Consider the following 16,776-nt stretch of genomic DNA (forward strand, 5'->3'; position numbering starts at 1 on the left):
GAAAAGCGGTATCGTGCCACTAGATGGCACGCTTGGCCGGGCCGAGCCGGGGAGGAAATGGGGAATGGAGGCGCTTCCGCAGACCCGGGCGGTGCATCGGGCGCTCGACGTGCTGGAATTTCTGGCCACCAACGGCCCTTGCGAACTGCACCGTCTGCACAAGGGCACGGGCCTGTCGAAAAGCACCCTGCGCCGGTTACTGGCCACCCTGATGGAGCGGCGTTTCATCCGCCTGGGGCTGAGCGACGGCCTTTACCGGTCTAACATCGCCGCTTCCAACAGCTCCCATGCCGAGATGATCGTGCGCATCGGCGCCCTGGTGGAAGCCGCCCGGCCGCACATGCTGGCGCTGACGCGAGACACCGAATGGCCGGTCGACCTGCATATCTATGCCAGCGGCCGCATGCGCATCCTGGAATCAACTTACGGGCAAAGCCCGTTTCCTTCCTCGAACATGCTGAAACCCGATACGGAACTCAGCGTTTTCGCGGCAGCTTCCGGGCTCGCCTATCTGGCAGCGCTCAGCGAAGCGCAACTGACCGCTTTGATCGACACGCTCAAAGGCGAGAAATCGGTATCGCTGGAACGGTTCGGCCTGACCTTGCCGGTGTTGATCAGCGATCTCGTCAACATCCGCAGCGCCGGCTTTGCAACACGGCGCCAGTCGCGCACCAGTGCCGGTGACCGCAACGCCATCGCGGTCGCGCTCTATGATGGCCGCCAGCCGATCGGCGCGCTGGCGATCAGTTGGAAGCGCCCCTTGATGAATGCCTCGACCTTTGCCGCACGGCATCACGACCGCCTGAAACAGGCGGCCAACGCCATATCGGCTTCCCTGCAGGGCGGCGAAATCGATCGGCCGGGCACCGAGGACTATGCCTGGGACTATTCATAGCCTTTTCGGCAATGGCGGAGCGGGCAAAAACTGCTCTAGGTCAAAGAAGCGGGGGTTCCCTTCTGGTTCAAGCGGGCACGAAAGGCCGCAGTCTTGATTTCCGGGAGGACTTCGGCCGATCTTTCACAACCGGTCATGGATATGTAAAAGAATGCATACACAAGTCGCGATCATCGGCGCCGGACCCGCCGGGCTCTTCCTGTCGCATCTGCTGAAGGAAAAAGGCATCGAGAGCGTCATCCTCGAAGGCCGCAGCCGCGACTATGTGGAAGGGCGCGTGCGCGCCGGCGTGCTGGAAGCCGGCACCATCGACACGATGGAGCGGCTTGGCCTCGCCGAGCGCATGCACCGCGAGGGCATGGTCGACAACGGCCTCGACATTCGCTTCAACGGCCGCACCATTCATTTCGATCTGCCGGCCATGACCGGCCGCAGCGTCATGATCTACGGCCAGCAGGAAGTGGTGAAGGATCTGATCGCGGCGCGCGTCAATGCCAATGACCCGCTGATCTTCGAAGCGCCGGTCAACCGCATCGAGGGCATCGAAGGCGACAAGGTGACGGTGCATTACGAGCACGCCGGCACGGCCAAGACGCTGACCTGCGACTATGTCGCCGGCTGCGACGGCTTTCACGGCGTCGGCCGTGCGAGCATGCCGAAGGACGTGTTGAAGACCTTTCAGCACGTCTATGATTTCGCCTGGTTCGGCATTCTGGCGCGGGCGCGTCCGCTGCATGAGATGACCTATTCCAACCACGATCGCGGCTTCGCGCTGTGCAGCCGCCGCTCGCTTTCAGTGTCGCGCCTCTACCTCCAAGTGCCGGCCGACGAGAAGATCGAGAACTGGTCGGACGATCGCTTCTGGAGCGAGTTGCATACGCGCATGTACGACACCGGCAACGAGATCGTCGAAGGCGAAGTCTTCCAGCGCGACCTGGCGCAATTGCGCGCCTTCGTCGCCGAGCCGATGCGCCACGGCCGCTTGTTCATCGCCGGCGATGCCGCCCATATCGTGCCGCCGACCGGCGCCAAAGGCCTGAACGCGGCCGTCGCCGACGTGCGCGTTCTCGCCAAAGCCCTGGGCGAATTCTATCGCAACGGCTCGACTGCCGGGATCGATACCTATTCGCGCGAATGCGTCGAACGGGTGTGGCGCGTCGTGCGCTATTCGACCCATATGTCGGCGCTGCTGCATCGTTTCGATCACACACCCATGGATCGCAACCTGCAATTGGCCGACCTCGAAACGCTCTCGAGGTCGCGGGCGGCTCAGACCGCTATCGCCGAGCAATATGTCGCTCTAAACTCTGTGAAAGACTGAGCAAGAAGCAACGGCAGCGGAGGAAGGCGTGACGGATACACCGCTCTTTCACGACACGATGGCGGAAATGACCGCGACGGCGATTGCGGCCGCCGCGGAACGTGGCGCCATCGCTCTGCTGCCGATCGGCGTCATCGAATGCCATGGGCCACATCTGCCTGTCGGCACCGACGCCTTCATCGCTTTGGAACTTGCCCGCTTGACACGGCGCTACGCCGCCGGGATGGGGCGCGAATGCATCATCGCCCCGCCCTACTATTGGGGCATCAACGGCATTCTCGTCGACTTCCCCGGCAGTTTCCGCATTCGCCCCGAGACGGCGGCGGCGCTCCTGCGCGACGTCATCGAATCCCTGAACGCCAATGGCTTTCGCGAGGTGCTGCTGATCAGCCACCATGGCGATCGCATCCATAACGAAATGATCCGCGACGTGCTGAACGATCAGCATGCGCGTGGCAACGCGGGCGCGCGCTGGCTCTACACACCGTTTCGCTGGCGCATGTTCGAGCGGCTGGGCCTTACCGGCAAGGAGCCGATCTGGGTGCCATGGGAGCCGATCCCAGCGCTGGAAGATTTCAAGCTGACCGGGCTGCTTGGTGTTCATGCCGACGAATACGAGACCGCCGCCATCGTGCGCTATTTTCCCGAGACGGTGGATTATGCGGCGCTGAAGACCGTCGAGCCGACGCGCCTCACCCTGGCCGATCTGCAGGAGTGGCGCACCGGCGGCGAAGCGGCGCGGCGCTTGACGCCGGGCGGCTATTTCGGCGCGCCCAATCCGGTCGATCCGGACCTGTGGCGGCACTATGACGAGACGGCGAAGGTGATGGCGGCGGCGATCGCCGACTGATCGTACAAACTGGCGCCTTTTTCGCTTTACGCCTATTCTCGCGCGATAGCATGCGAGCGAGTCCGACATGAGCGACATCAAGGCGGTCATCCGTCATCTGCCGAAATGCGAATTGCACATTCACATCGAAGGCAGCCTCGAACCTGAATTGATGTTCGCGCTGGCGCGGCGCAACGGCATTACCCTGCCTTATGACTCGGTGGACGCATTGCGGCGCGCCTATCAGTTCAGCCAATTGCAGGATTTTCTCGACATCTATTACCAGGGCATGTCGGTGCTCATCACCGAGCAGGATTTCTTCGATCTCGCCTGGGCCTATCTGCAACGGGCGCAAGCCGACAACGTCAAACACGTGGAAATGTTCTTCGACCCGCAAGGGCACACCAGCCGCGGCGTCGCCTTCGAGACCGTGGTGGCGGGCCTCTATCGCGCCTGCCGTCAGGCGAAGGAGAGTTTCGGCATCGATGCGACGATGATCATGTGCTTCCTGCGCCATCTCGACGAAGCCGATGCGGAGCGCACGCTCGATCAGGCTTTGGCGCATCGCGACAAGATCGTCGGCGTCGGCCTTGATTCCTCCGAGCGCGGTCATCCGCCGAGCAAATTCAAGAATGTCTTCCGACGGGCCGGCGAAGCAGGCTTTCATCTCTTCGCCCATGCGGGCGAGGAAGGGCCGGCCGATTATGTCTGGGAGGCGATCGACGTGCTCGGTGTCGAACGGGTCGATCATGGCGTGCGGTCGCTGGAAGATCCTGTTCTGGTCAGGCGATTGGCGCGCGACCGCATCCCGCTGACGGTCTGCCCGCTTTCCAATCTCAAGCTCGGTGTGGTCTCGAAGCTCGCGGACCATCCGCTGCAGCGGATGCTCGACAGCGATCTCGTCGTCACGGTCAATTCCGACGATCCGGCCTATTTCGGCGGCTATGTGGGAGAGAATTACACCGCTATCCAATCGGCGCTCAATCTATCGGAGGCCGAAGTGAGAGCGGTGGCGCGCAATGGTTTTAACGCCGCCCTGATGGACGATGACGAGCGCGCAAAGGCGCTCGCCGTTTTCGATACGCCACCGAAGAAGGCGTGAAAAAGCGCCCGTTAGTGGGCGCTGTTCTTCACCTTCAATTCGTCGAGCGCGCCGACATCGGCCGCATCGTTGTCGGTGAAGCGATCGCCGAAATCGAACATGTCGTCGTGCTGGAAGCCGTCGATGCTCTGCACTTCCCACCAGTTGTGGTCGAGATCTTCCAGATAGAATGAATAGACGCCGTGTTGCAGGTTCGGCTTCATCACCTGTTTGATCTTATAGGCTTCCTGGTATTTCAGCGCGTTCTGATAGGCCTCGTCGACCTTTTCGCGGCTCTCGACGTCGATGCCCCAGTGATTGAGCACATTCAGCGGATGCACATTGTCACCGACTTCGACGCAGACGATGTGGAATTTCAGGCCACAGCGGATGACCATGGCCGGCAAAGCGTGGCGCACGCATTCCAGGCCGAGAAATTCCTCATAGAACTTGCGGCTGTCCTTCATGTTCCGGCATTCGAGCGTGCCGTGCGACATGACATAGGGTTTGATGATCGACTTGCGCTCCTGCGCCGGCTCGACAATGCCGTCAACGATCATCTCGCGCGTGATGCTCATGGTGTTCTCCCTCCTCGTTGATCACCTTGGCCTTCCCACCTCGACCTTGTTCCCTGCTCTTTGTCGTATAGCACGTAAAAGCAGTTGCAGGCATTCTCGGCCATTGGCAGAGTAGCATTCTACACCAGGGAGGGCAATTATGCGCTACGCCACCGTCAAGACGAGTCACGGCCTTCGCCCCGCCGTTCTCATCGATGACGAAATTCTCGATATCGATGCGGCACAGACATTGCTCGCGCCCGATGTTGCGGCGCCACAAAGCCTGTTGGAAATCTTCCAGCTCGGCAGCGAAGGCCACAGTCTGGTCCGCAATCTGCTGCAATCCGTCGGGCCGAAGGCGGCGCAATTGCGCTCGGCCGGCGTGCTGAAACCCTATGCCAGCGCCAAACTCGCCGCGCCGCTGCCCAATCCCGGCATGGTGCTGTCGATTGGCGCCAATTATCACGAACATCTCAAAGAGATGAACACGCCGGCGCCGGAAACGCCGATGTGTTTCTACAAGAGCGTCGCTAGCATCATCGGATCGGGCGACAAGATCATTCCGCCCAAGAGCAATCCCGACATGCTCGATTGGGAAGGCGAATTCAGTGTGGTGATCGGCACCACCTGCCATGACGTCAGCGAGGACGAGGCGCTGAAATATGTCGGCGGCTATACGATCGTCAACGATGTGTCGGCGCGCGACTGGGTGACGCCGGCGCTTAAAGCCCAGGGCATGATCAATACGATCGTCGCCTGGGAGCACAATATTCTCGGCAAGCTGTTTCCGACCTTCTGCCCGATGGGCCCGGTCATCGTCACGGCAGATGAAATTGCCGATCCGCACAATCTCAATCTGGTGACACGGCTGAACGGCCAGGTCGTCCAGTCGACCAATACGTCGGACCTCGTTTTCAACGTGGCGCAGATCATCTCCTATTACTCGCGCTTCCTGATCCTGCGGCCGGGCGATGTCATCACCACCGGCTCGCCAAGCGGTGTCGGCTTTGGCCGCAATCCGCAGCTGTTCATGAAACCGGGCGATGTGATCGAAGTCGAAGTCCAGAACATCGGCGTGCTGCGCAACACCATTGCCTGACCAGCCTTGCGCCTGACTAGCCTTGCGCGGAAGGAGGGGCGGCCATGCGCCACCCCACTTCCCGCTTGGCCGCTCTTGCCCCGCCGCCCGATATGGTTTTTGTGGGCCGCGCGCCCGAATCTGGCCGCGCTCGGGGGTAATGACATGGATTTCGGCTCTTTGCCCTCGATCTGGCTGCTGCTTCTGGCTTTCCCAGCCGTCACTGCCGCCTATACGATCTTCGCCATGGCCGGCTTCGGCGCCGTCTTCATCTCGGCCCCGGCCCTGGCGCAGGTGATGCCCGTGGCGACCATCGTGCCGGTACTGGCTCTGGTCGATTGCGCTGCCGCCGTCATCAACGGCTTGAAGCTCGGCCGCAAGGTCGCCTTCGACGAAATGAAATGGCTGATCCCGCTGATGGTCTGCGGCAGCCTCGTCGGCATCAAGGCGCTGCTCGTCATCCCCGCCAAACCGATGATGTATGCGCTCGGGGTCTTCGTCATCGGCTATGCGCTTTATTCGCTTTTCATTCCGCCACGACAAGGCGAGATCAGCCGCAAGTGGATCGTGCCCTTCGGCTTTTTCGGCGGCATTTTCAGCGGCATGTTCGGCAGCGGCGGCTTCGTCTATGCGATGTATCTGACCCGTCGCCTGTTCGACCGCGATGCGATCCGCGCCACCCAGGCGGCGCTGATCAGCTTCAGCTCCTTCACCCGCGTCGTCATCTTCGCCATCGCCGGCATCTATGCCGATCTGCATACGCTGACATTGGCCATCGCCTGTCTGCCGGCGATGTTTTTAGGCACCTGGCTTGGCCACCGCATCACCGTGTCGATGTCGCGCGAACAGTTCCTGCGGGCGATCTATTGCCTGCTGCTCATCTCCGGCAGCGCGCTGTTGATGCGTGCGTGGTTCACCGTCGGCTGACCTCGCAAAAGCGCCGCCTCCTCGATTGACATTAGTTACACTCTATAGTGTACTTTTGTTCAGCCCTGGGAGGGAGCGCAATGACCATTCAGCGTGATCTTTTTGTCGAGATGAGCGACGGCGTAAAGCTCGCCGTCCGCCTGCATTTGCCCGCCGGAGACGGGCCGTTTCCAACGCTGTTCGGCGTTTCGCCCTATCGTTTCGACAATGACGATTTGCCCGATACCAAGCGCTTCCTGTGGCGCGAGACCGGACCGATCCATTGGTATCTCGAACAGGGCTATGCCTATGTGCGGCTCGACGTGCGCGGATCCGGCCGCTCCGGCGGCGACTATGGTTTCTTCAACGCGCGCGAGCGGCGCGATCTCTATGAGGTGATCGAATGGATCGCCGCCCAGCCGTGGAGCAGCGGCAAGGTCGGCGGCATTGGTGAATCCTACTACGGCACGTCGCAATGGTTCATGGCGGCGGAGAAGCCGCCGCATCTCACCTGTATCGCGCCCTATGACGGGCACATCGACCTCTATAACGGCTGGGCCTATACGGGCGGCATCCCGAGCGAATTCATGTCGCTGTGGTGGAACAACACTGTGCGGCCGATCAATCGCAATCCGGCACAGGGCGAGAGCCGCCACATTCCCTTCGACCTGTCCTATCAGATCGGCCTGCACCAGACCTATGACGACTTCTGGAAGGAGCGCGAGCTTTATTCCAAACTCCCCGACGTCACCATTCCGGTCTATTCCATCGGCGTATGGGCCAAGATGGATCTGCATCTGGGCGGCAATATCGCCGGCTGGGATCTGGTGAAGGGGCCGAAATGGCTGATGATCACCGGCGCGCCCAATGCCTTCGAGGCTTGCGCCGAGTTTGAGACGCCGGCCTTTCACGAGCGCGTGCTGCTGCCCTTCTACGATCGCTATCTGAAGGGGATCGAGAACGGTTTCGAAAACAAGCCGGCGGTTGAAACCTTCGTGCGTGGCCAGGGCACGTTGCGCGCCTCGACCGCCTGGCCGCCGAGCGATGTCAGCGAACGCGTGTTCTATCTCGGCGACCAGCGCAGCGGCACCGTCGAATCCCTGAACGACGGCAGTCTCGATCCGACCCCGCCGGCGCAGAACGGCGAGACCGGTTACGATTATCCACGCGCCAATTGGGCCATCGGCGTCGCCACCCTCGACGCTAAGGGACCCGATCCGCTGCGCGAAATTCTCACCTTCACGTCGCCGCCGCTGGAGCGCGACATCGAGATCGCTGGCCCCTGCGAAATGGTGGTGCATCTGTCGTCGACCGCCAAGGACGCTGATCTGATCGTTCGCCTGAGCGATGCGCCGGATGGTGGCCGCGCCAATGTCATCACCAAGGGCTGGCTGCGCGCCTCGCATCGGCAGCTTGTGGCGGAACGAAGCCGGCCGCGCGCGCCGGCGCTCGACCACAGCCAGGAAGTGCCGATCCCGGCCGATGAAATCATCGAATGCCGCGTGCCGCTGATGCATGCGGGCTATCTGGTAAAGGCTGGATCGCGGCTGCGGCTCGAGATCGCCAATGGCGACTCCCTGCTCACCGACCCGATCTTTTCGCATGCCTATACGCCCGACCGGGTCGGCCGCGACACGATCCATCATTCGCCCCAGCATCCGACGCGGTTGCTGCTGTCGGTTCTCGAATAGACATTCAGGATTGAAGAAATAAAGGCCGGCACCATGTGCCGGCCTTTATTTTTACGTCATTGCGAGGAGCGTGGCGACGAAGCAATCCAGGGCGAGCGGTATAATCTCAACAAATGCCTGAGGCGCAGCCCATTACATCCACGGCTATACCTGCGGCCCCTGGTTTGCTTCGCTGCGCTCGCAATGACGGGGTTGCGAGCGCAGCGACTTAGCTTCAGTGCTTGCCGCGCTGATAGCGATACGGTCCCATCATCGAGAACAGAACGATGCAGATGAGGCAGATTCCGGCGATGACATTCATCATCAGCGAATAGCTGCCGGTCGCCTGACGGCTCGCGCCGGCGATATAGATCGCCGAAGCGCTGGAGAATTGGAACACGGCGAAGATGGCGCCGTAGATTTTGCCGAGCGATTTGCGGCCGTGGTAGCGCGGAATGATGTAGCTCAACACATCGAATTCCGCGCCGACGATCAGACCGGCCAGCACCGTGCCGATGATCGCCATGGTGAGGCTCGGTCCCTGCGCATAGAGCAGAGCCGTGATCAGGCCGCCGGTGAGGAAGATCGCCATGACGATCGACGCCTTGACGTGATCGAGCAGCCAACCGGTGCCGAGCCGCGCGGCGATCAAAGCGATGCCGAAGGCCGAGGGAATGGCGGTGGCGGTGGCCGGCGATATGCCGGCATCGATGAAGATGCGGACCTGATGGACGATCATCGTGCCGCTGAAGATGCCGAGCAGGAAGAAAGCCCCGAGCGCGACCAGGAACGGCCGCGTCTGGGCGGCTTCCCAGAAGTCCTGTCCCTCGCCGATCGCCACCGCACCGTCACGGGCCGGTTCCGCCAGAAAGAAATAGACCACCGGCCAGACCAGCAGAGCGAGAATGCCGAGCCCGACGAAGGCCTCGCGCCAGCCATAGGCGCTGATCAGCGCGCCGACGATCAAAGGCGTCAGGGCCGCGCCGACGCCGATGCCGGCATTGGCGACACCAAGTGCCAGGCCGAGGTTCTTGTCGAACCAGCCGGCGGTGGCCCGCAGATAGGCGATCGGCCAGCAGCCGAGCCCGCAGATCGAAATCACCACCCAGGCGGCATAAAACACGGTGAGATTGTTGGGCAGGAAATACATCGCGGCGAGCGAGGCCGCGAATATCGGAATGCTGATCAGCAGCAGCGGACGGCTGCCGTATTTATCGACCAGCGCACCCTGGATCGGCGACAGGATCATGATCATGATCGAAATGATCGACGCGCCGATGGCGATATCGGGAATGCGCCAACCGAACTCTTGCTGGAGCGGCGCCATGAAAGCGGCGAAGGCCAGCACCGTCAGCGAGCTGGCGCCGAAGGACAGGCCGAATGTCGATGCTAACGTTGTGGACCAACCGGCGTTGCCGCTGCCGGTTTTGACGGCATGCGCCGTCATTGACTGCTGAATCTGAGTCATCTCTCCCTCCCTCAGCCAATGCCCCTCCGCATCGGCTCCCTCAAAAGAATACTAGTCAGTGTAGTTTTACTGTCAACGGTACCGCGATGCGAACCGATTCAGCTCTGCCGCGTTGAGGTTAAGCGCGCGTTCGATGCGTCAACGCAGCGACGCGACAGGCACGACGATGAGGGAGGCTTCAGCGTGACAGACGACATGTCAGGACGACTGCGACGTGACATCTCTTGCGGTCTTATCTTGCGGCCTTAACGAAAAATTTTCCCTGCCGCTCATCTGTGCAGAAGTCAGTGCGTAAGAGATGTGCAGCGATTGACTTTTACAACCTGGAGCTTCAGTGCAGAGACCCTGTTCGCGTAGGACAAGTCTCTCGGTCCAAGGTTCTCCAACGGCAGAATCTTTTGGTCCCCTCGATAGAGTTTGCTGGGTTAGCTTAACTGGTAAAGCCACCGGTCGTTTCTGGTGAGATGATAGGTTCAAGTCCCTTCACCCAGCTCCACTCTTCTTGACTTAGTGCGTTACGACTTCCGGTTTTTTCTTATTTTTCCTACCTTTAGCATGACCGGCCGTTGACGCTTCTCTTTCGTTAACGTTAATGTAGTGTTAACAAAGGCGTTCCGTCTGTGGGGTCGTAGTCGCGCTATGTCGTATGAAACACCGCTATCAGCACCTGAATCCGCGCCTGATGTTGCCGATCGGGGCGTAACCCATCCGCAGCCGCCGCGTCCTGCAGCGCCTGTTCGCAACAACCGTTTCTTTCCGCGCAAGATCACGGCCGAGCTCGTGCTGAAAGCGTTCAACACGCGTGCCTTCAAGCGCGAGAAGCCGGACAATCCGGATCTCATGCTCAACATCATCGACGATGCGTTGAAGGCCAATGCGCCGGTGCCCTTCGTCTTCTATTGGGGCAAGGGCCCGCGCCCGTTCTTTGGCGCGCCGGAACTGCAATGCCTCGATTATATCGACGCGATGATGGAGCGCATCCGCCAGCTCTATCCAACCGGCGTCGACGTCACCTTGATCTTCACCGACACCCATGCGGCGCTCAACGGCCACAAGCGCGAAGCCATCTATTCCTATTACGCGGAACTGACGGCTCATGCGGCGACGAAGGGTTTCAAGACCGAACTGCTCAGCGCCCTGATCGACAAGATCGACCTGCCGCTGCAAGCCGACGCGGCGCAAGCCCAGGTGCCGAGCTACCTGATGGCCACCTTGCGCGGCTGCGCCGCCAAATGGTTCCGCGGCGAAGGCACGGTCGAAGAGGGCGCCACCCGCTATTACCGGGCCAATATGATCGAGCGGAAAGTGGTCGAGCTGATCTACCCGCGCGCCATTTTCGTCAGCTTCAACGGCAGTGAAATGCGCGACATTTTCCCCGAGCACCTGCCCGTCTTCTATATGTTCTCGATCCACCACGGCATCAGCGACAAGCCCTGGTTTCTTCCTTCCGAGCCCATCCCCGCGACAGGACAAGGCGGCATCGTGATGGGCTGAGGCCACAGGTGAAAGGGCAGGTTATGGCCGACTATAGGGTGATGTCGGCTGGAGATACCGCACTGGTTGTCGATTTCGGCAACCGCATCGAACAACGCATCAGTGAACGGGTTGTCGCTCTCGGCCAGAGTTTGAGCGAACAGAAGATTCTCGGCATTTCCGAAATCGTACCGACGATCCGCTCGCTCATCATCTACTATGAACCGCTGGTTGCTTCTTCGGGCACATTGCAAGCTTTGATCGACGACACGATGGCGAGCCTGCCGATCGTCGAAAGTTCGGGCCGGCAGTGGCAAGTGCCGGTCTGCTACGATCCCGAACTGGCGCCTGACCTGACCTATGTCGCGGAAGCCTGCAGCATGCCGCCGGCCGAAGTGGTGGAGCTGCACAGCAGCATCAAATATCACGTCTATATGCTCGGCTTTCTGCCTGGTCTCGCCTATCTCGGCGACCTGCCCGACACCCTGGCGCTGCCGCGCCGCGAGAGCCCCCGCCTCAAAGTGGCCGCCGGTTCCGTCGGCATCGGCGGCAAGATGACCTGCATCTATCCGATGGAAACGCCTTGTGGCTGGCATCTCATCGGCCAATCGCCCGCCGCACTGTGGGCGCAAAACGGACATGCCGACGCGGTGCTCTCCGCCGGCGACAAAGTGCAATTGCAACCGGTCTCGCTGCGCGAATTCGAGCACTTGCGCGCCAACGGCAGCACGCCCATTCCCCTTTTGTCATGACGGCGACGCTGGCCATACTGGAGCCTGGCCTTCAGACCACCATCCAGGATCTGGGCCGGCCAGGGTTTCAACATCTCGGTGTCGCCGTCGGCGGCGCGCTCGACCCCTTGAGTTTCCGCGCCGCCAATATCCTCGTCGGCAATGCGCCCGATGTCGGCGCGCTCGAGGTGGCCTATATCGGCCCGAAAATTCGCGTCGAAGCCGACAGCGTACGCTTCGCCTGCGTCGGTGCCCATGTCTCCGTCGAAATCTTTCCCGATGAAACCGCCCGCACCGGCACGGCCGTTGGCACCCAGCGCAGTTTCACCGCCCGGCGCGGCGACATCCTGCGCATCGGCGTCTTGCAGGATTCCGCCGTCACCTATGTGGCGGTGGAAGGCGGCTTCGCGCTGCAACCGGTCTTCGGCAGCGTCTCGACTTATATTCGCGGCGGCATGGGCGGCTGGCATGGCCGCGCGCTCGTGGCCGGCGATCAACTGCCGCTGCACCGGCAGGCCGCCAGCGATCGCGGCGAATATGAACTCCACAATCTGGATCTCAGTCTGCCGCCGCGTTTTCGCGTCATCGTCGGGCCACAGTCGGACTATTTCTCGGAAGCGGGACTGCGCCAACTGTTCTCGGGCCAATATACGGTGCGGCCCGATTCAAACCGCATGGGCATGCGTTTGTCCGGCCCGAAGCTGGAACACGCGCAGGGCTTCAACATCATCTCCGACGCGATCGCGCCGGGTTCCATTCAAGTTCCCGGCGATGGCCAGCCGATCATCCTGATGGCCGACCGACAGACGACCGGCGGCTATCCGAAGATTGCCACGGTGATCTCAGCCGATATTCCAGCCCTGGGCCGGGTGCGGCTGGGATCGAGCATTGCTTTCGAGGAAGTTACCCTTGAAGAAGCCAGTCGCTTGCGCCGCTTGTTCCTCGAGGAGATCGATTCTATTCCCCGTCGTCTCACGCCTTACACGGTTGGCGACATGACCAGCCGGCTGTTCGGCGCGAACCTGATCAGCGGCGTCGTCGACGCCTCGCTTCCCGCATAGTTGCCCCCATGAACGACACCGCCGCGCAAACCTCTTCCCTACCGGGCCAAGCCGAACCGGCGCCGACCGCCGCGGTCGCCCGCAACGAAGGCAATGTGCCGCTCGGCATCATCTGCATGATCCTGGCGACGGTGGCCTTTGCCGCCACCCACGCGGTCAGCAAATGGCTCATCGCCAATTATCCCATCGGCCAGGTGATGTTCTCGCGGTCGCTGGTCGGCCTCGTGGTCGCCGGCGCCATTCTGCTGCCGATCCATGGGTTCGGCGTCTATGGCACGAAGCAGCCGCAGAACCACATCATGCGCGGCCTCTCGCAATCGCTGTCGCAGACCTTTTCGGTGCTGGCCTTCGGCCTGATGCCGCTTGCCGGCGCCATCGCCATCAATTTCTCGGCGCCCCTCTGGTCGGCTCTGGTCGCCATCGTCTTTCTGAAAGAGAAAGCCGGGCTGGTGCGCTGGCTGGTGCTGCTGTGCGGCTTCACCGGCGTGCTGATCGTCACCAATCCGGGCGCCGACACGCTGACGCTCGGCGCCATCTTCGCTTTGCTCAATGCGATCATGCTCGGCACCGTGACGGTCGCCGTGCGCGGCATGGCGTCGACGGAATCGCCGCAGACCCTGCTGATCTGGCAATTGACCACGGTGACGTTCTTTCACGCCTTCCTGTTGTTCTTCGGCGTCAAATGGGCGCCGCCGCAGGATCTGGCTCTCTTCGCGCTCGGCGGCATCACCAATCTGATCGGCCAATATTTCTGGACCAAGGCACTGGTGCTGGCGCCGGCGACGGCCGTCTCGCCGTTCTTCTATTTCATGCTCGTGTGGGCGACGGTGATCGGCTACCTGGTGTGGGGCGAAGTGCCGACGAGCGGCCTGCTGGCAGGCTCGGCCATCGTTATCGCCTCCGGCCTGTTCCTGCTCTGGCATGAAGCCCGGCGGCGCCGGCGCGCGAAGGCGACGGCTTGAGACAAACCCTCAGGCGGGAATGTAACGCTTGTCGTTCCATTCCTCGATGACGGCGGGCACGTCGCTGACGGGCACCGGACGGCCAGGCAAATAGCCCTGGACGGCGCCGCAGCCCAGCCCCTGCAACAATTGCAGTTGCGCCGAGGTTTCGATGCCTTCGGCGACCGTCTTGATGCCGAGACCGTCGGCCAGGAGAACAACCGCCTGGACGATGACATTGCTGGAACTGTCGCGGCCGAGATCGGCGACAAAACTGCGATCGATCTTGACGATGTCGAAGGGGAAGTTGCGCAGATAGGACAGGGACGAATAGCCGGTGCCGAAATCATCGAGCGCCAGTTTGACGCCGATCTCCTTGAGCCGCCGCAAGGTCGAGATGGTCTTGTCCGTCTCGTCGAGCAGAACCCGTTCGGTGATTTCAAGGGTCAGCCGGTGCGGCTCGAGATTGGTCTCGAGCAGGATGCGGCTGATGGTCTGCGCCACGTGCGGGCTGACGATCTGCACCGGCGACAGATTGACGGAAACACTGAGTTCCGCCGGCCAGGTCTTGGCGACCCGGCAAGCCTCGGCCAAAGCCCATTCGCCGAGCGGCAGAATCAAACCGCAATCTTCTGCGACGGAGATGAAGGTGGACGGAGCGATCACGCCCTTGGTCGGATGCCGCCAGCGCGCCAAAGCCTCGAAAGCGACGATCGCATTGCGCTTGAGATCGATGATCGGCTGGTAGAACAGCTCCAGCTCATTGTTTTCAAGCGCATGACGCAGATCGATCTCGATCTGATGACGGTCGTTGACGTCATCATGCATGCTTCTTTCATAGAACCGGTAGGCGCCGCGGCCGGAGACTTTCACCGCATAGAGCGCAAGGTCGGCGGCGACCAAGAGATCGTCATCGGTCTTGCCGTCGCGCGGTCCGATGGCGATGCCGATGCTGACGCTGGTCGAGATAAGATGGCGATCGACCTGGAATGGCTGCGTCATCACGTCGATGAGCCGCGCCGCCAGCTTCTGGATTTCATCCTGGTTCTCAAAGGAACTGATCAGGATGGCGAATTCATCGCCGCCGAGACGCGAGAGCAGATCGGAACGGCGCAAGGTCGACTTCAGCCGCTGCGCCACTTCGATCAGCAGCCGGTCGCCGATGCGATGGCCGAGCGTATCGTTGACGACCTTGAAACGGTCCATGTCGAGGAAGAGGACGGCGAAATCCGCCTGCCGCTCTTCCGGGATACCGGACATGCGGCGCTGACGGGTCAATTCGTCGATCTTGGACCCGAAGACGCGGCGGTTCGCCAGTTTGGTCAGCGGGTCTTCCGACGCCAGCCGGGCGATATGGGCCTCGGCTTCCCGGCGCACCGTAATGTCGGTGAAGGTCTGGACCACGCCGCCGTCGGGCAGCCGGGTCTTGCGGACTTCGATATAGGTGCCATCCGGACGCTTGTAGTCCTGGATTTTCGGTTCGGTCGTCGGTGCGTCGGCTTTGTTGTCCGTGCTGTCGAGCGCCAGGCTGAAATTGCCGTTGTTGGCGCCAAACTGCGCCAGTTCGAGGAAGGGAGGCGGTTTCTCCACCATATCCTTCGGCAATTGCAGCAGTTCACCGCAGCGCCGGTTGATGATCGGCACCTGGAGATCCTTGGTGACGAGCATGATGCCCTGGCTGATATGTTCCAGGGTGAGCTGCAACTGCTCGGCCTTCTGCTGCGCCCGCTCCTCCGCCCGCAAGATCTGTTCGAGCGCGATCAGGGTGAGGAGCGTCAGGCAGGAGACGATCCAGACGTTCTGCTTGAGATTGGACCAGGACGATTCGTAGATCGCGCTGGTCTTGGTCGCGACCGCAACCCAAAGCGGGTAGCCGCGCACCGGATGGACGGTGATGAACTGCGCATCTTCCGGCGAGGTGCCCTCATCCTCGAACGTCGTATCCTTGCCCGCCTCGATGGCGCTGTAGAGTTTGGTGCCCTTCAGACTCTGCCCGAGCGACAGACGATCGGCGGCACCGCCGCTCGAGCGCACGACGCCGTCGCTGCCGATCAGGGCCACGGCCGTCGCCGCGCCCAGATCGATCTTGTCGTAGAAACTGGCGAAATGCTCCGGCGACATGGAGGCCACCACGACGCCGGCGAAGGACCCGTCCTTGTTGGAGAAGCGGCGGGTGAATTGCACCGACCATTTGCCGCTGGCCCGGCCGATCACTGGTTTACTGATGAACAGCTTGTCTTCGTTGCTGTCCAGATGGGCGCGGAAATGTTCGCGGTCCTTGACGCTGATCACGCCGCTCGGCTGCGCCGTCGCATTCGAGCCGCGGCTGATGCCGTCCGCATCGATGATAGCCATCTGGACGATGATCTCGCTGAGAACATCGGTGGTCATCACGATGGTCTGATAGTCTTTATAGTCTTTCGCCGCTTCGACGCTGCGCCGGAGATAGAGCAGGGATTTATCGATCTCGCCGATGGACCGCAGCACGTTCTCTTCGAACAGCATGGCGTAGTTCTGGTTGCGCCGTTCGTAATCGAGCAGGTCCTGCTTGGTGTCCTCGCGATAGATCGCGGCAACGGCCACCCACAAGAGCGCAATGATGATCATCCCCAGAATCGCGGATGTCCGGCGCTGCAAGATCAATTTCGGTAGATGAGCGATATGCAGCTGCATGCGATATGCGCCTTGATTTCCTTAGAGTAATTTGGCGTGCCGTTGTTGCAATAGACTTAAACTCCCGACTTTTATGATCGCTGGTTAAGCGA

General features: G+C 61.3%; 14 protein-coding genes and 1 tRNA gene. 12 read left to right on the forward strand and 3 right to left on the reverse strand.

Annotated features, from left to right (window positions below):
• Window positions 1-64: 64 nt before the first annotated feature.
• From OIM99_RS05715 to OIM99_RS05730, 4 genes are all read left to right on the forward strand, one after another.
• Complete coding sequence (locus OIM99_RS05715) at window positions 65-895, forward strand: helix-turn-helix domain-containing protein (protein ID WP_311849363.1); 831 nt, start codon at window positions 65-67, stop codon at window positions 893-895.
• Window positions 896-1,046: 151 nt separating this feature from the next.
• Window positions 1,047-2,216, forward strand: coding sequence for a 4-hydroxybenzoate 3-monooxygenase (locus OIM99_RS05720; protein ID WP_311849364.1), 1,170 nt, complete (start codon window positions 1,047-1,049; stop codon window positions 2,214-2,216).
• A 28-nt stretch (window positions 2,217-2,244) separates the two neighbouring features.
• Window positions 2,245-3,066 (forward strand): creatininase family protein, encoded by an 822-nt coding sequence (locus OIM99_RS05725; protein ID WP_311849365.1) that lies wholly within the window; start codon window positions 2,245-2,247, stop codon window positions 3,064-3,066.
• A gap of 67 nt (window positions 3,067-3,133) precedes the next feature.
• Window positions 3,134-4,147 (forward strand): adenosine deaminase, encoded by a 1,014-nt coding sequence (locus OIM99_RS05730; RefSeq protein ID WP_311849366.1) that lies wholly within the window; start codon window positions 3,134-3,136, stop codon window positions 4,145-4,147.
• An 11-nt stretch (window positions 4,148-4,158) separates the two neighbouring features.
• Here the strand turns inward: OIM99_RS05730 and OIM99_RS05735 are convergent, their stop codons facing one another.
• Window positions 4,159-4,704 carry a VOC family protein gene (locus OIM99_RS05735; protein WP_311849367.1) on the reverse strand — a complete coding sequence of 182 codons (546 nt, stop codon included), beginning with the start codon at window positions 4,702-4,704 and terminating at the stop codon, window positions 4,159-4,161.
• A gap of 139 nt (window positions 4,705-4,843) precedes the next feature.
• Between OIM99_RS05735 and OIM99_RS05740 the strand changes: the two genes are divergently transcribed.
• From OIM99_RS05740 to OIM99_RS05750, 3 genes are all read left to right on the forward strand, one after another.
• Window positions 4,844-5,782, forward strand: a complete 939-nt coding sequence (locus OIM99_RS05740; RefSeq protein ID WP_311849368.1) for a fumarylacetoacetate hydrolase family protein — start codon at window positions 4,844-4,846, stop codon at window positions 5,780-5,782.
• 144 nt (window positions 5,783-5,926) lie between these two features.
• Window positions 5,927-6,688, forward strand: coding sequence for a sulfite exporter TauE/SafE family protein (locus tag OIM99_RS05745; RefSeq protein WP_311849369.1), 762 nt, complete (start codon window positions 5,927-5,929; stop codon window positions 6,686-6,688).
• An 80-nt stretch (window positions 6,689-6,768) separates the two neighbouring features.
• Window positions 6,769-8,358: a CocE/NonD family hydrolase gene (locus OIM99_RS05750; protein ID WP_311849370.1), complete on the forward strand. Its 1,590-nt coding sequence runs from the start codon at window positions 6,769-6,771 to the stop codon at window positions 8,356-8,358.
• A 214-nt stretch (window positions 8,359-8,572) separates the two neighbouring features.
• Here OIM99_RS05750 and OIM99_RS05755 read toward each other — a convergent pair whose 3' ends face one another.
• A complete protein-coding gene (locus tag OIM99_RS05755; protein ID WP_311849371.1) occupies window positions 8,573-9,805 on the reverse strand; it encodes an MFS transporter in 1,233 nt (410 codons plus the stop codon).
• Between the two features lie 419 nt (window positions 9,806-10,224).
• On the opposite strand from OIM99_RS05755, the gene OIM99_RS05760 reads away from it, so the two are divergent.
• The 5 genes from OIM99_RS05760 to OIM99_RS05780 all read left to right on the forward strand — a co-directional run bounded on the left by OIM99_RS05760 (window position 10,225) and on the right by OIM99_RS05780 (window position 14,032).
• Window positions 10,225-10,301 (forward strand) — tRNA-OTHER (locus tag OIM99_RS05760).
• Between the two features lie 143 nt (window positions 10,302-10,444).
• Window positions 10,445-11,299 (forward strand): hypothetical protein, encoded by an 855-nt coding sequence (locus OIM99_RS05765; protein ID WP_311849372.1) that lies wholly within the window; start codon window positions 10,445-10,447, stop codon window positions 11,297-11,299.
• Window positions 11,300-11,307: 8 nt separating this feature from the next.
• Entirely contained in the window at window positions 11,308-12,030 is a 723-nt protein-coding gene (gene pxpB, locus OIM99_RS05770; RefSeq protein ID WP_311849373.1) for a 5-oxoprolinase subunit PxpB, read from the forward strand.
• On the forward strand, window positions 12,027-13,070 hold the full coding sequence (locus tag OIM99_RS05775; RefSeq protein ID WP_311849374.1) for a biotin-dependent carboxyltransferase family protein: 1,044 nt from the start codon (window positions 12,027-12,029) through the stop codon (window positions 13,068-13,070). The genes pxpB and OIM99_RS05775 overlap by 4 nt, the downstream gene beginning before the upstream one ends.
• 8 nt (window positions 13,071-13,078) lie before the next feature.
• A complete protein-coding gene (locus OIM99_RS05780; RefSeq protein WP_311849375.1) occupies window positions 13,079-14,032 on the forward strand; it encodes a DMT family transporter in 954 nt (317 codons plus the stop codon).
• Window positions 14,033-14,041: 9 nt separating this feature from the next.
• On the opposite strand, the gene OIM99_RS05785 is transcribed toward OIM99_RS05780, so the two are convergent.
• Entirely contained in the window at window positions 14,042-16,684 is a 2,643-nt protein-coding gene (locus tag OIM99_RS05785; RefSeq protein ID WP_311849376.1) for an EAL domain-containing protein, read from the reverse strand.
• Window positions 16,685-16,776 lie beyond the last annotated feature (92 nt).

This window comes from Methylocella sp. CPCC 101449 (assembly GCF_031921685.1).
Lineage (GTDB): Bacteria > Pseudomonadota > Alphaproteobacteria > Rhizobiales > Beijerinckiaceae > Terripilifer.

Bases quoted from the DNA above. Each gene is read 5' to 3' on its own strand.
- OIM99_RS05715 (WP_311849363.1), top strand. From the start codon at position 65: ATGGAGGCGCTTCCGCAGACCCGGGCGGTGCATCGGGCGCTCGACGTG.
- OIM99_RS05720 (WP_311849364.1), top strand. From the start codon at position 1,047: ATGCATACACAAGTCGCGATCATCGGCGCCGGACCCGCCGGGCTCTTC.
- OIM99_RS05730 (WP_311849366.1), top strand. From the start codon at position 3,134: ATGAGCGACATCAAGGCGGTCATCCGTCATCTGCCGAAATGCGAATTG.
- OIM99_RS05735 (WP_311849367.1), bottom strand. From the start codon at position 4,704: ATGAGCATCACGCGCGAGATGATCGTTGACGGCATTGTCGAGCCGGCG.
- OIM99_RS05740 (WP_311849368.1), top strand. From the start codon at position 4,844: ATGCGCTACGCCACCGTCAAGACGAGTCACGGCCTTCGCCCCGCCGTT.
- OIM99_RS05745 (WP_311849369.1), top strand. From the start codon at position 5,927: ATGGATTTCGGCTCTTTGCCCTCGATCTGGCTGCTGCTTCTGGCTTTC.
- OIM99_RS05750 (WP_311849370.1), top strand. From the start codon at position 6,769: ATGACCATTCAGCGTGATCTTTTTGTCGAGATGAGCGACGGCGTAAAG.
- OIM99_RS05755 (WP_311849371.1), bottom strand. From the start codon at position 9,805: ATGACTCAGATTCAGCAGTCAATGACGGCGCATGCCGTCAAAACCGGC.
- OIM99_RS05765 (WP_311849372.1), top strand. From the start codon at position 10,445: ATGTCGTATGAAACACCGCTATCAGCACCTGAATCCGCGCCTGATGTT.
- OIM99_RS05775 (WP_311849374.1), top strand. From the start codon at position 12,027: ATGACGGCGACGCTGGCCATACTGGAGCCTGGCCTTCAGACCACCATC.
- OIM99_RS05780 (WP_311849375.1), top strand. From the start codon at position 13,079: ATGAACGACACCGCCGCGCAAACCTCTTCCCTACCGGGCCAAGCCGAA.
- OIM99_RS05785 (WP_311849376.1), bottom strand. From the start codon at position 16,684: ATGCAGCTGCATATCGCTCATCTACCGAAATTGATCTTGCAGCGCCGG.